14 protein-coding genes are annotated in these 12,763 nt (G+C 55.7%); 6 read left to right on the top strand and 8 right to left on the bottom strand.

Annotation, left to right across the window (positions count from 1 at the left end; translation table 11 throughout):
• The first annotated feature begins 12 nt into the window (after nucleotides 1-12).
• From waaA to coaD, 3 genes are read left to right on the top strand one after another with little or no spacing between them, the layout of a single operon-like run.
• The gene (gene waaA / locus EGY08_RS15810; RefSeq protein ID WP_004126633.1) at nucleotides 13-1,287 is read left to right on the top strand and encodes a lipid IV(A) 3-deoxy-D-manno-octulosonic acid transferase; all 1,275 of its coding nucleotides are present in this window, start codon (nucleotides 13-15) and stop codon (nucleotides 1,285-1,287) included.
• Nucleotides 1,287-2,063: a glycosyltransferase family 2 protein gene (locus EGY08_RS15805; protein ID WP_004126637.1), complete on the top strand. Its 777-nt coding sequence runs from the start codon at nucleotides 1,287-1,289 to the stop codon at nucleotides 2,061-2,063. Before waaA ends, EGY08_RS15805 begins: the two co-directional genes overlap by 1 nt.
• Nucleotides 2,060-2,536, top strand: coding sequence for a pantetheine-phosphate adenylyltransferase (gene coaD, locus EGY08_RS15800; RefSeq protein ID WP_004106901.1), 477 nt, complete (start codon nucleotides 2,060-2,062; stop codon nucleotides 2,534-2,536). Before EGY08_RS15805 ends, coaD begins: the two co-directional genes overlap by 4 nt.
• A 117-nt stretch (nucleotides 2,537-2,653) precedes the next feature.
• On the opposite strand, the gene mutM is transcribed toward coaD, so the two are convergent.
• The 8 genes from mutM to radC form a co-directional block, all read right to left on the bottom strand.
• Nucleotides 2,654-3,463, bottom strand: a complete 810-nt coding sequence (gene mutM / locus EGY08_RS15795) for a bifunctional DNA-formamidopyrimidine glycosylase/DNA-(apurinic or apyrimidinic site) lyase (RefSeq protein ID WP_049112648.1) — start codon at nucleotides 3,461-3,463, stop codon at nucleotides 2,654-2,656.
• Between the two features lie 63 nt (nucleotides 3,464-3,526).
• A complete protein-coding gene (locus EGY08_RS15790; RefSeq protein WP_123828659.1) occupies nucleotides 3,527-5,863 on the bottom strand; it encodes a TonB family protein in 2,337 nt (778 codons plus the stop codon).
• Nucleotides 5,864-7,237 carry a DNA-binding protein gene (locus EGY08_RS15785; RefSeq protein ID WP_123828658.1) on the bottom strand — a complete coding sequence of 458 codons (1,374 nt, stop codon included), beginning with the start codon at nucleotides 7,235-7,237 and terminating at the stop codon, nucleotides 5,864-5,866. It abuts the gene before it with no gap.
• Nucleotides 7,227-7,952 (bottom strand): PP2C family serine/threonine-protein phosphatase, encoded by a 726-nt coding sequence (locus EGY08_RS15780; RefSeq protein ID WP_049112654.1) that lies wholly within the window; start codon nucleotides 7,950-7,952, stop codon nucleotides 7,227-7,229. The genes EGY08_RS15785 and EGY08_RS15780 overlap by 11 nt, the downstream gene beginning before the upstream one ends.
• A 4-nt stretch (nucleotides 7,953-7,956) precedes the next feature.
• On the bottom strand, nucleotides 7,957-8,634 hold the full coding sequence (locus EGY08_RS15775; RefSeq protein WP_004126649.1) for a vWA domain-containing protein: 678 nt from the start codon (nucleotides 8,632-8,634) through the stop codon (nucleotides 7,957-7,959).
• A 195-nt stretch (nucleotides 8,635-8,829) separates the two neighbouring features.
• Nucleotides 8,830-8,997: a 50S ribosomal protein L33 gene (rpmG, locus tag EGY08_RS15770; RefSeq protein ID WP_003024094.1), complete on the bottom strand. Its 168-nt coding sequence runs from the start codon at nucleotides 8,995-8,997 to the stop codon at nucleotides 8,830-8,832.
• Between the two features lie 20 nt (nucleotides 8,998-9,017).
• Complete coding sequence (gene rpmB / locus EGY08_RS15765; protein ID WP_002436699.1) at nucleotides 9,018-9,254, bottom strand: 50S ribosomal protein L28; 237 nt, start codon at nucleotides 9,252-9,254, stop codon at nucleotides 9,018-9,020.
• Between the two features lie 217 nt (nucleotides 9,255-9,471).
• Nucleotides 9,472-10,137 carry a RadC family protein gene (gene radC, locus EGY08_RS15760; protein ID WP_004126657.1) on the bottom strand — a complete coding sequence of 222 codons (666 nt, stop codon included), beginning with the start codon at nucleotides 10,135-10,137 and terminating at the stop codon, nucleotides 9,472-9,474.
• Between the two features lie 175 nt (nucleotides 10,138-10,312).
• On the opposite strand from radC, the gene coaBC reads away from it, so the two are divergent.
• The 3 genes from coaBC to slmA all read left to right on the top strand — a co-directional run bounded on the left by coaBC (nucleotide 10,313) and on the right by slmA (nucleotide 12,734).
• Nucleotides 10,313-11,524, top strand: a complete 1,212-nt coding sequence (coaBC, locus tag EGY08_RS15755; protein ID WP_123829433.1) for a bifunctional phosphopantothenoylcysteine decarboxylase/phosphopantothenate--cysteine ligase CoaBC — start codon at nucleotides 10,313-10,315, stop codon at nucleotides 11,522-11,524.
• Nucleotides 11,502-11,960: a dUTP diphosphatase gene (gene dut, locus EGY08_RS15750; RefSeq protein WP_004126662.1), complete on the top strand. Its 459-nt coding sequence runs from the start codon at nucleotides 11,502-11,504 to the stop codon at nucleotides 11,958-11,960. The genes coaBC and dut overlap by 23 nt, the downstream gene beginning before the upstream one ends.
• Before the next feature lie 177 nt (nucleotides 11,961-12,137).
• Nucleotides 12,138-12,734, top strand: a complete 597-nt coding sequence (gene slmA / locus EGY08_RS15745; RefSeq protein WP_004137709.1) for a nucleoid occlusion factor SlmA — start codon at nucleotides 12,138-12,140, stop codon at nucleotides 12,732-12,734.
• The last annotated feature ends 29 nt before the right edge of the window (nucleotides 12,735-12,763 follow it).

The following is a 12,763-nucleotide window of genomic DNA, read 5'->3' as shown; positions in this document are numbered from 1 at the left end:
CGGATAAATCGCTTGGAATTGCTTTATACCGCCCTACTTTACCTCATTCAGCCGCTGGTGTGGCTGCGACTGCTGTTACGCAGCCGTAAGGCCCCTGCCTATCGTAAACGCTGGAAGGAACGTTATGGCTTCTGCCAGAACAAGGTAGAACCGGGTGGCATCCTGCTGCATTCCGTTTCCGTTGGCGAAACCCTGGCGGCGATTCCGCTGGTGCGCGCGCTACGCCACCGTTACCCCTATCTGCCAATCACCGTCACCACCATGACGCCAACCGGCTCTGAACGCGCCATGTCCGCTTTCGGCAAAGACGTGCATCACGTCTATCTGCCTTACGATCTGCCCGGCGCGATGAACCGCTTCTTCAACACCGTTCAGCCGAAGCTGGTTATCGTCATGGAAACCGAACTCTGGCCGAACATGGTCGCCACGCTGCACAAGCGTAAAATCCCGCTGGTGATCGCCAACGCCCGCCTCTCCGAACGGTCGGCGAAAGGCTATGCCAAACTGGGGAAATTTATGCGTCGGCTGCTAAGCCGCATTACCCTTATCGCCGCGCAGAACGAAGAAGACGCTAGCCGCTTTATCGCCCTTGGCCTGAAACGCAATCAACTGGCGGTCACCGGCAGCCTGAAGTTTGATATTTCGGTCACGCCGGAGCTGGCGGCTCGCGCCATCACCCTACGCCGCCAGTGGGCGCCCCACCGCCAGGTGTGGATTGCCACCAGCACCCACGACGGCGAAGAACAAATTATTCTTCAGGCGCATAAAAAGCTGCTCGAGCGTTTCCCCAACCTGCTGCTGATCCTTGTCCCTCGCCATCCGGAGCGCTTCAGCGACGCCCGCGAGATGGTGCAGAAAGCGGGAATGAGCTACACCCTGCGCAGCACCGGCGAAATCCCGTCGAACAGTACCCAGGTGGTGATTGGCGATACCATGGGCGAGCTGATGCTGCTGTACGGTATTGCCGACCTCGCGTTTGTCGGCGGCAGCCTGGTAGAACGCGGCGGCCATAACCCGCTGGAGCCCGCCGCCCATGCGATACCGGTACTGATGGGTCCGTACACGTTCAACTTCAAAGATATCTGCGCCAAGCTGCAGCAGGACGATGGACTGATTACCGTCACCGACGCCGACTCGCTGGTAACGCAGGTGTCTAACCTGCTAACCGATGAAGATTACCGTCTGTGGTACGGCCGTCACGCGGTGGAAGTTCTGCACCAAAACCAGGGCGCGCTCTCCCGTCTGCTACAGTTACTACAACCCTACCTGCCGCAGCGGAGCCACTGATGTCGCCTCGCCTCTCGGTCGTGATGATCGCCAAAAACGCGGCAGATCTGCTGCCTGATTGTCTGGCCTCGGTAAGCTGGGCCGATGAGATAGTGCTGCTGGATTCCGGCAGCAACGACAACACCGTCGAACTCGCCCGCAGCCAGGGCGTTCAGGTACATATCAACCGCGACTGGCAGGGCTACGGCATTCAGCGCCAGCGCGCCCAGGCCTACGCCACCGGCGACTACGTGCTGATGATCGATACCGACGAGCGCGTGACCCCGGAGCTTGAGCAGTCCATCCGCAGCGTGCTGGCCGCGCCGCAAACCGGCGCGATATACAGCATCGCCCGGCGCAACTATTTCCTTGGCCGCTTTATGCGCCACAGCGGATGGTACCCCGACCGCGTGATGCGCCTGTACGAACGCGACCGTTACCGCTATAACGATAATCTGGTCCACGAATCTCTCGACGCCCAGGGCGCGCAGGTTATCGAACTCGCGGGCGACCTGCTGCATCTGACCTGCCGCGATTTTTCCGGCTTTCAGCAAAAGCAGCTGGCCTACGCCGCCGCCTGGGCGCAGGAGCGCCATCAAAGAGGGAAGAAGACCTCGCTGGCCGCTATCTTCGGCCATACGCTGGGCGCTTTTGTTAAAACGCTGCTGCTGCGCGGGGGCTTTCTGGATGGGAAACAAGGTTGGCTGCTGGCGGTGGTCAACGCGCAATATACGTTTAATAAATACACCGAGCTGTGGGCCCTGAGCCGCGGCTACTCGGAGAAAGTGTCATTATGAGCACAAAAGCGATCTATCCGGGAACCTTCGACCCTATCACCAACGGCCATATCGATATCGTCACCCGCGCGGCCAGCATGTTCGATAAAGTGCTGCTGGCTATCGCCGCCAGCCCGAGCAAAAAGCCGATGTTCACTCTCGACGAGCGCATCGCGCTGGCCACCCAGGCAACGGCGCATCTGGTCAACGTTGAGGTTATTGGCTTCAGCGATTTAATGGCCAACTTCGCCCGCGCGCAGCAGGCGAATATTTTAATTCGCGGCCTGCGGGCGGTGGCGGATTTTGAATATGAGATGCAGCTAGCGCATATGAACCGTCATTTGATGCCGACGCTGGAGAGCGTGTTTCTGATGCCGTGCAAAGAGTGGTCGTTTATCTCCTCTTCGCTGGTAAAAGAAGTGGCGCGCCACCAGGGCGATGTCTCTCACTTTCTGCCGGCAAACGTTCACCAGGCGCTACTGAAGAAGCTGTAGTAAAGTTTTTTACCCATGCACTCCCCCGCTCGCGCTGCGCTTAGCGGGCTATCTCCGTTGCCGCCCTGTAGCCCGGCTAAGCGCAGCGCGAGCCGGGTTCACGGTAACCCCCGCACTTTACTTCTGACACTGGCGGCAATAAAACGTCGCCCGCTGGGCGTGCTTACTGCCGATAACCGGCGTCCCGCAAATGCGGCACGGCTCGCCCTTGCGGCCATACACCTGCAGCTCTTGGGCAAAGTAGCCCGGTTTACCGTCGCTTTGCAGGAAATCTTTCAGCGTCGTCCCGCCCTGTTCGATGGAGCGCAGCAGGACCAGCTTAATCACTTTCACCAGTTGCTCGCACTCCTCTCGCGATAGAGAAGAAGCCAGCCTGTCGGGATGAATGCCCGCCGAAAAGAGCGATTCGCTGGCGTAGATATTGCCCACCCCGACCACCAGCTTATTATCCATTAGCCAGGGCTTAATCGCGGTTTTCTTCTTCGCGCACTTCGCCTGCAGATAATCGGCGTTGAACTCATCGCTCAGCGGCTCCGGCCCCAGATGCGCCAGCACCGGATGGCCTTGCAGCTCTTTAGTCCACAGCCAGGCGCCAAAGCGGCGCGGATCGGTATAGCGCAGGACCTTGCCGTTACTCATCACCAGGTCTACGTGATCGTGTTTTTCTGCGGGCAGCTCTTCGCTGAGGATACGCAGGCTGCCGGACATGCCGAGGTGGACGATAATCCAGCCGTCGGGCAGCTCCAGCAGCAGATATTTAGCACGGCGGCGTACGCTGAGCACCGGAACGTCGCTCAGACGATAGATCTCTTCAGAAACGGGCCAGCGCAGACGCCCGTTGCGCACAACGGCGTGCAGGATGGTGGCTCCCACCAGGTGCGGCTCAATGCCGCGGCGACTGGTTTCTACTTCAGGTAATTCAGGCATATTTTTCTCATGTTTAAACAGCAGGCGCCCCTATTTTACCTCTTTCAGGAGGTAACGAAGCGTTTAGTGCTGAAAATTCACTCGGATAGTTATTCTCCTGCCGTCAGGCTGCGGCTTGAATTTCCAGCGCCAAAACATATCGATCGCCCGTGCATCATACTCTTCCACTTCGCTGCTTTTGCTCACCAGCACCAACGTCGGAGCGCCATTTTTATCAATATCAACACTCAGCTCAGCGCGTTTGTCTCCTTGCGCCTGCGGCGTCTTCCATTCAACGTTGAAGAAAGACGCGTTTAACACCTCATTCCGATCGATATCAACCGCCATACTCACCGGAAAGTCACCGGCAACAATAGTTTCATGACGGTCCAGCATTTTGCTCGCCGGTAAGACGTCTCCGGCCTTTGCGGTATCTTCACCTTTCGCTCTTTCCCCGAGGATATCGACATAATCCGCGTACACTTTTGCTGAAAGAATCGCATTACGTTCACCCATGCCAACCCGCATCAGCAGCTTAGTTTTGATATCGGCTAATTTCTGCTCGGTATCCGCGACGAGGGGCTGTAGCAACAGGGAATAGATCATCGCACCAATGTACAGCTCGGGGTCATGCTCGGCCCACAGACTACCCCAGGCCATCCATACCTGCGGGTCTTCCGGAGCCAGCGCCAGCAGCTGTGCCCACGTTGCCCGATTCTCTTCAAAAGAAGCAAAGCTCTTTCGCAGCGCCAGATCCTTCAATAGCGGCGCGTAGTACGGATGCGTATCAACCAGGGCCTCCATCGCCTCGGTCATTTCAGTGAAGGCTTCCATTCGGCTTTTGGTACTTTTATCCCGCTTTTTGAAGTAGACGAGCTGCAAATTTCGCGCCTCTTCCGCGCTGAGCTTCTTCTGCGGAAAGAGCGCTTTCATCCGGGTGAATTGCGCGGTCATCTCTTGCGCGGCAGTTTCCATCCCGGCTTTATTATGCCGGGCCGCCAGCCGGGCGATACGCATCGCCCGTGTTTCCATCTCCCGATAGTGTTCCTCAGGAGGCAGACGATCGCTGATAAACGTCACTGGTATCAGCAAACGCCTTCCCTGCGGGTTAGCGTGAAAACGCCACTGCTGCGCGTAGTGCAGCGCAGCCTTATCAAACTCTGGAACGCCGCTACTGCATTCAACCACCACGTTTAACAGATCGCCGCTAACGTGAGTATCCACCGAGAGCACCGTCGTCGCCGACTTGATAAATTTATATATCGCCGGATAGAGCATCGGAGACAACGTCTCTTTGGCGATTCCATATCTTTCGGCCTCAATACTCACGTGTCCGGGAAAGCGCTCGTTAACCGGGCTGACGCTATGCACAGGGCCTTGTTTAAACAGGATCGGTTTCGATAAAGGCAGTACCTTACCAGCCTCACCCTTTTCCGAGGCATAGCTGTCCAGTGGCAAATCGCAGGAATGGCTCTGCATTCTGGCCCGCAGAATTTGCAGGATTTGCCGATCTTCTGCCGGCATTTGCGCGATATACTCCTCTAACCGCTGCTGTAGCGCAGGCTGGCGCGGGCTATCCTTCAGGCCCTCCGCCATCAATAATCCGCTGGTGATGCTTTGCGTAAGCGGCTGAAACTGCGAATTTCGCACCCGCTCATCATCCCGGGACTGAATCAGCGCTAATGCCCAACCCAGCCAGGCGTCAGGGTTTTCCGGCACAATAGCGATTGCCCGACGAAACGCGCTTTCAGCCAGCGATTTATTGGCATCCGTGGCCAGCGTCAGGACGGCCGCAGCCAGCGTCAGATCGCCACGGTCCGGCATCCAGGACAAATAATCATCCATCTTCGGAAGGGCTTTTGCCTCTTGCTCAGGATAGCCCAATGCCTGTTGCCAGAACGCATCGGCAGCGGCGGCATCTTCTTCACTCCAGCCAAGCGGCAGCTCCGCCAGCGGTCTTTTCTGCGCGAGAAATTGCTCAATAATCTGATGCTGATTAAACGGCTCTCCGCCCAGGGTTATCTGAATAAAACGGGCATGGCGATCAAAGAGAAATCCCTGCCAGGCGGGTGATTCCAGCTGATTCATACTGTGCCAGCGCCGCTGGTTCTGCTCGCCGATGGGGACATTGAATAACGTGATCCCCACGACAAAAACAACCTGCGCCACGGCGGCTGCCAGATAACCTTTATTACGCCGGGTAACCGCCACCCACATCAGGGCGGAAAAATAGAGCATTCCCCCCAGCCACAGGCCATAGAGATATAAACGCTGGGGGTCGTTGAGCACCGCAGGTAAAAGCGAAAGCTTATCCACTAACATAAAGGGTGCAGACCAGAGAAAGAGCACCATATTCGGCGCGACAAAAAGCGCAATCAAAGACAAGATAACCAGCAGGTATTTTAACTTCGGCGTAATCATCTATGGCTTACTCCGAAAAATCGCCAGCAACCCCATCACGGTTATCCAGACAAAAATCAGGATTAACGCCGCGTTATCGTACCAGGCATGCCAGGGACCGCTCAGTTGGGTAAAATTGCGCGCTAATATGGCCATCACCAGCGTACTAATAAGAGCCAGGGCGCCATGCCATACAAACGAAGGGACTTTGCCGCGAATATTGCGCCACAGCAGCGTTAACGGCCCCGGCACGGCTGGCTGCCGAGGAACCGCTGCGGCTGACGCCGCATGAGGCTGCCGTTTTACAGGCGCAGGACGCGGGCGAATGGTTTGCGTCCTTTTATGCAGCTTCGCCTGTTTTACCCCCTCGGTAAGCTGTTTTTCACGCGCACACACCAGGCACGGCATTCCGGCGAAATGCTGATGCTTCTGACTACAGAGAATAATTTTTTGCGTGCTGCGTAGCGCATAAGGACGCAGCACCTGCGCCCATTCATCGGCGGAAGGACGTCGGGAGGCTGAATCGCTAAAAGCGCGATCGAACAGCTTACGAAGCTCGAGCGGCAAGAGATGGTGAGTGCTGGCCGGTACCGGGGCGATACTGTTTGCGGCATCAATGCCATAGGCGTAGCAGCCCACGGCAATACGCCCTGATAAATCATCAGGCACCTTCGCCGTTTGTGAACGGCCGCTATAGGGATGGATACCGTGGTTAAGCAGTTGGAAAATAATGACTGCCAGAGAAAAGCGATCCTGAGCCTCTTCCTGTTCTCCGGGTACTTGCCCGATGCGCTGAAACTCCGGCGCCAGGTAATCCGCCGTAAACTGCCCGGCCGGGAAACGTTCACCGACGCCCTGGATGCTAAAGCCATCGCAGTCCAGCAGCGCGATATAGAGGCTGTCACGATAAAACCGCAGGTTGATCGGCTTCATGTCGATCACCCGGTGCTGCCGAGCGTGCAGCGCGGATACCAGGGTTGCGAGGTTACAGGCCAGGCTCACTTTTGCGCCGATGCCTTCCGGCAGATTCTGCGCCTTCGCCTGCCGCGCCTGTAAAATGTACTCCAGCTCAATGGTGCGCTGGGTATCCAGAACAGGCATAACAAAACCAACGACGCGCCTGCGCTCATCGAAAAGCAAATAATCAGGCCATGCCAGCTGAACAATCGCCTCATCTTCTGTCGGCGCAGGGATTTCCGGGCGCTGCGCCAGCATAGCGCCGAGCTTACGCTGGTAATAACCGGTATCGGTATGGGGATGGTAAATTTTGGCAACGCGGTCCGGGTCATCCGCCAGGAAATAGACGCTACCCGCACCGCCGCTCTTGATGAGTTTCCCCAGACGTACCGCGCGGCGCTGCTCGGTATAGCAGGTCGCAACCTTTTTATGCTTCATGACGCAGAGCTACCAGAAGCGTCTTGTCATCACCGGTTATCGCCCAGGAGCGCGGATCGTCAAGCGTGGCGCATATCGCTTCGCTCCCTTTAGCCTCGGAGACCTGCTGTAAATAGCGCAAAACAGGATCCATAAAAGGAGAGAACAGCGCATCGCCGCGCCGGTTTAGCGCGAACGGCTGCACGCCGTCAGACATCATCACCAGCTGCGTGGCGCGACCAGCAAACTGGCTGATACGTAAATGGTCTCGCCAGTCGTGACTGGTAAGAAACCAGGTCTGGTTAGCATATTCTCCGTTCTCAGGTAAAGAGAAGTGCTCATCAGCATCAATATGCAACGCTGCAACACCGTCGCCGATATGTAGCATCACAGAGGCACTCTCCCCGAGCCACGCGGCCACAACAGTACAGGCAAAATCGCCTGCGGAGCGTTCCCGTTCTTGCGCCTGGCTCAGAATGGTCTTGCGCACGCTCTCCACCAGAGTAGACAGCTGATTTTCATCGGGTACGGCGGTAAATTTTACCAGCCCCTCAACCAGCTCCCGGCTGACCAAAGCCGCCCCCTGTTCGCCATACGTGGCGGAGCCTGCGCCGTCACAAACGACGGCCACCAGGCGATCGCCCAAATTGCGATAGCAAAAAGCATCCTGACAGGGAAGGTTATTTTGTCGGTGGCTGCTGCCAATGACCGACGAAGCGTAAACGCGCCAGCTCATGGCATCAGACCGAAATTTCTGACCAGCTATCCGTCGGCGGCAGCTGTGCTTTACCGCCCGGCGTCGACTGCGAAACGACCTGCATACTGGCGCTCAGCCAGAGGAACAGCTCGCGGAACTGCAATCCTTTTAGCTGCTTCACGCCGTTAATGCCGCTACGGCTGAAGTGGCCCATTGATTCAGTGGCTTCTTTTCCTACGCTAATCGGGAATACGGCGACTTTGTTTGCCGCCTGCGCTTCGCGACACTCCTGCGCCGCGGCTTGCCAGTTGTCCGTAGGCTCGCCGTCCGACATCAAAAACAGCCATGGCCGGGTATAGGGTACACCAGCTGCTTTCAGACGCTGTTTTTCTGCCTCGATTTCGCTCAGCGCCAGGCTAACGGCCTGCCCGGTTGGCGTCAGTCCATTGGCTTCAAGTACGGGAGCCGTGAAGTCCATCGCATCACACCAGTCGCCATACAGTTCACATTCATCATAACCGCCGTATTTAATCACCAGCAGGCGGACGCGTTTAGCCGCGATGACATCCTGCTTCAGCTCTTCTTCCAGGAGCTTAAGCCCCTGATTGAGCTGAGCCATAGGTTGGCCGTCCATACTACCGGAACAATCGAGAACCAAAATTAAAGGCGTGCGCTGTTCACTATTATCAATAAATGAAACATCCGGAATTAAAGATGCCATAACAATCCCTGTCGGTGGTTTTCTGTACCGGCAGAATAAACACCTCATGCACTCAAGACAAGAAAAACCATTTCATTCATATAGTTAATGATTGAAAAGGAAAACATGGACGACTGATTAATACTGAAGGAGGGCTATAAAATGGAAACAAAAAACCCCGCCGAGGCGGGGTTTTTCTTTACAAGGAATCTAAAATTATTTGATTTTAGCTTCTTTGTATAAAACGTGCTGACGGACAACTGGATCGAACTTTTTCAGTTCCAGTTTTTCCGGCTTAGTACGTTTGTTCTTCGTGGTGGTATAGAAGTGACCAGTACCAGCAGAAGAAACCAGCTTGATTTTCTCACGAATACCTTTAGCCATGACTTATTTCCTCTAAGTACTTAGTACTTTTCGCCACGGGCACGCAGTTCGGACAGAACTGTATCGATGCCTTTCTTATCAATAACACGCATACCTTTAGCAGATACGCGCAGGGTGACAAAACGCTTCTCGCTCTCAACCCAGAAACGGTGAGAGTGCAGGTTCGGCAGGAAACGGCGTTTAGTCGCGTTCAGTGCGTGGGAACGGTTGTTACCGGTCACCGGACGCTTGCCAGTAACTTGGCAGACTCGGGACATGTCTATTCTCCAAAAATCAAATTAGCTCGAGCTTCGTATGGGGTATTGGCGCCTCGTCAGGCTTTACAGCCCGGTCATCGCATAGTTCTATTGAACTCTCGATTGCCAGGCCCAAATGCCAAACCCGAGATTCTCAAAGGTGGCGTAGTATACGCTGACTCGGCGATGTGCTCAAGTCCCGAACAGACAAAGATCCCGATGGATCGCGCGATCGGGGCTAAATCCAGCCGCGTTCAGCAAAAGATACGTACGCTCCGCGGCCGATTACAAGGTGATCAAGCACACGTATATCCATGAATCGACAACATTTTATCACTCTTTCGGTAATCAACCTGTCGGCCTTGCTCGGCTCAGGACTACCGGATGGATGATTATGTGCCAGGATCACCGCGGCGGCGTTCACTTTGATGGCTTCGCGTACGATTTCTCGCGGATGCACCTCAACGTGGCTAAGAGTACCAGAAAAAAGTCGGCTATGTTTCAATACCCGGTTCTGATTGTCTAAAAAGATCACCATGAAGATCTCGCGCTCTTCGTCGGCTAACTGACTTTGCAGAAATTCCCGCGTCATCGATGGGGTAACCAGCGAGGGTTCTTCGGTCATTCGCAGACTAAAATAGCGTCGCGCCAGTTCAGCAATCCCTTTTAGCTGCGCATATTTCGCCAGGCCAATGCCTTCGACCTCGGCAAACTGCGACTCCTCCGCCGATAACAGGCCGTACAGCGAGCCAAAACGCTGCAGCAACTCGCGCGAAAACGTCATCACATCCTGCGTGCGGGTACCGGTACGTAAAAATAGCGCCAACAGCTCAATATCCGACAAAACTTCGATACCGTAGCGCTGCATCTTTTCCCTCGGCATCAGGGATTCTTGTATTTCCATCGCGACCTCTCCTTCCCACTCCGCGCTATCCTGGCACAGCCTTTTTGCGCCGCCGATACGCAAGTTTTGTCCCTGCGTGGTGCCTCGCAAAGTGAATCTCTACCAGGCACACGATGCCGTGAGGATTGTGATAAGATGCGCGAATTCTGGTGTACCGCAACAGGAAAAAATCATGATGAGTCTGGCTGGTAAAAAGATCGTTCTTGGCGTGAGCGGCGGCATTGCCGCCTATAAAACGCCGGAACTGGTGCGCCGCCTGCGTGACCGCGGCGCGGATGTCCGCGTCGCCATGACGGAAGCCGCAAAAGCCTTTATTACGCCGTTAAGTTTACAGGCGGTATCCGGTTATCCGGTATCCGACAGCCTGCTCGACCCGGCCGCCGAAGCGGCAATGGGCCATATTGAGCTGGGGAAATGGGCTGACCTGGTCATTCTTGCCCCCGCCACCGCCGACTTAATCGCCCGCATCGCGGCAGGCATGGCCAACGATCTCGTCTCGACGATCTGTCTCGCTACGCCGTCGCCGGTCGCCGTCTTGCCCGCCATGAACCAGCAGATGTATCGCGCCGCCGCCACCCAGCATAATCTTGGCGTCATCGCCGCACGCGGCCTGCTGGTCTGGGGCCCGGACAGCGGCAGCCAGGCCTGCGGCGATATTGGCCCAGGGCGGATGCTCGACCCGCTGACCATTGTGGATATGGCCGCGCAGCATTTCTCTCCTGTCAAAGATTTGCAACATCTGAACATCATGATTACCGCGGGCCCCACCCGGGAGCCGCTGGATCCGGTGCGTTATATCACCAACCACAGTTCTGGTAAGATGGGCTTCGCGATTGCCGCCGCCGCCGCGCGCCGCGGGGCGAACGTCACGCTGGTGAGCGGCCCGGTTTCGCTGCCTACGCCGCCGTTTGTACACAGAATTGATGTCACCACCGCGCTGGAAATGGAAGCCGCGGTGCAAAACAGCGCGTCTCAACAGCAGATTTTTATTGGCTGTGCGGCAGTCGCCGACTACCGCGCGGTCGCCATCGCCGAAGAAAAATTTAAAAAACAAGGTGATGAATTAACCCTGAAAATGGTGAAAAATCCGGATATCGTCGCAGGGGTCGCTGCGCTTAAGGCCAACCGCCCTTACGTCGTTGGGTTTGCCGCCGAAACAAATAATGTGGAAGAATACGCACGGCAAAAGCGAGCCCGCAAAAATCTTGATCTGATTTGCGCAAATGATGTTTCACAGCCAAATCAAGGATTTAACAGCGACAGCAATGCATTACACCTTTTCTGGCAGGAGGGAGATAAGCGCTTACCACTTGAGCGCAAGGAACTCCTGGGCCAATTATTACTCGACGAGATCGTTACCCGTTATGATGAAAAAAATCGACGTTAAGATTCTGGACCCGCGCGTTGGTCAGCAATTTCCGCTGCCGACCTATGCCACCTCCGGCTCCGCCGGACTTGACCTGCGAGCCTGTCTCGATGACGCCGTAGAGCTGGCTCCCGGCGCAACCACCCTCGTGCCAACCGGACTGGCGATTCATATTGCCGATCCTTCTCTGGCCGCGGTCATTCTCCCACGCTCCGGGCTGGGCCATAAGCACGGTGTCGTACTGGGTAACCTGGTCGGTCTGATTGATTCTGACTATCAGGGCCAGCTGATGGTTTCCGTCTGGAACCGCAGCCAGCAGAGCTTCATCATCGAACCCGGCGAGCGCATCGCGCAAATGGTGTTTGTGCCTGTTGTGCAGGCGGAATTTAACCTGGTGGAAGATTTTGACGCCACCGATCGCGGCGAAGGCGGCTTCGGCCACTCAGGGCGTCAATAAGCCCGGCGTTAGACAAAAACCTTTCGGGGCGTCGCCGGCAAAAAGGCAGCCTGAAGGATGAAGTGGAACCAGCATCGCAAAGCGCACTAATGCAATAACATCACCGCAGGCCACAGCTTGCGGTCGCTTTGTGGGTGCCTGCCTGACAAGTGCTTTTTTTCAGGGGTATTTTAAAACATGGCAGAAAAACAAACTGCGAAAAGGAATCGTCGCGAAGAAATACTTCAATCTCTGGCGCTAATGCTTGAATCCAGCGATGGAAGTCAGCGCATTACCACAGCGAAACTGGCGGCGTCCGTTGGCGTATCCGAAGCGGCTCTGTATCGGCATTTCCCGAGCAAGACCCGCATGTTTGATAGCCTGATTGAATTTATTGAAGACAGCCTGATTACGCGCATCAATTTGATTTTAAAAGATGAAAAAGACACTTCAGCGCGCCTGCGGCTGATTGTTCTGTTGATTCTTGGGTTTGGCGAGCGTAATCCTGGGCTGACACGAATTCTGACCGGCCATGCGCTGATGTTTGAACAGGACCGGCTTCAGGGCCGTATCAATCAGCTGTTCGAGCGTATTGAAGTTCAGCTGCGTCAGGTGATGCGGGAAAAGAAAATGCGCGAAGGCGAAGGCTTTACCGTCGATGAGGCCCTGCTGGCCAGCCAGCTATTGGCCTTCTGCGAAGGGATGCTGTCGCGCTTTGTGCGCAGCGAATTTAAATATCGCCCGACGGACGATTTTGACGCCCGCTGGCCGCTGGTCGCCGCCCAGCTGAAGTAATTATCGCCTGTCTCTATGCAGCCAGAAAG

This window comes from Klebsiella sp. FDAARGOS_511 (assembly GCF_003812845.1).
GTDB classification, from domain to species: domain Bacteria; phylum Pseudomonadota; class Gammaproteobacteria; order Enterobacterales; family Enterobacteriaceae; genus Klebsiella; species Klebsiella grimontii.
This window is presented reverse-complemented; position numbering and strand designations above follow the sequence as displayed.

Coding starts and splice junctions, on each gene's coding strand:
- coaD (WP_004106901.1), top strand. CDS start 2,060: ATGAGCACAAAAGCGATCTATCCGGGAACCTTCGACCCTATCACCAAC.
- coaBC (WP_123829433.1), top strand. CDS start 10,313: ATGAGTCTGGCTGGTAAAAAGATCGTTCTTGGCGTGAGCGGCGGCATT.
- mutM (WP_049112648.1), bottom strand. CDS start 3,463: ATGCCTGAATTACCTGAAGTAGAAACCAGTCGCCGCGGCATTGAGCCG.
- rpmB (WP_002436699.1), bottom strand. CDS start 9,254: ATGTCCCGAGTCTGCCAAGTTACTGGCAAGCGTCCGGTGACCGGTAAC.
- EGY08_RS15775 (WP_004126649.1), bottom strand. CDS start 8,634: ATGGCATCTTTAATTCCGGATGTTTCATTTATTGATAATAGTGAACAG.
- radC (WP_004126657.1), bottom strand. CDS start 10,137: ATGGAAATACAAGAATCCCTGATGCCGAGGGAAAAGATGCAGCGCTAC.
- slmA (WP_004137709.1), top strand. CDS start 12,138: ATGGCAGAAAAACAAACTGCGAAAAGGAATCGTCGCGAAGAAATACTT.
- EGY08_RS15805 (WP_004126637.1), top strand. CDS start 1,287: ATGTCGCCTCGCCTCTCGGTCGTGATGATCGCCAAAAACGCGGCAGAT.
- rpmG (WP_003024094.1), bottom strand. CDS start 8,997: ATGGCTAAAGGTATTCGTGAGAAAATCAAGCTGGTTTCTTCTGCTGGT.
- EGY08_RS15785 (WP_123828658.1), bottom strand. CDS start 7,237: ATGAAGCATAAAAAGGTTGCGACCTGCTATACCGAGCAGCGCCGCGCG.
- EGY08_RS15780 (WP_049112654.1), bottom strand. CDS start 7,952: ATGAGCTGGCGCGTTTACGCTTCGTCGGTCATTGGCAGCAGCCACCGA.
- EGY08_RS15790 (WP_123828659.1), bottom strand. CDS start 5,863: ATGATTACGCCGAAGTTAAAATACCTGCTGGTTATCTTGTCTTTGATT.
- dut (WP_004126662.1), top strand. CDS start 11,502: ATGATGAAAAAAATCGACGTTAAGATTCTGGACCCGCGCGTTGGTCAG.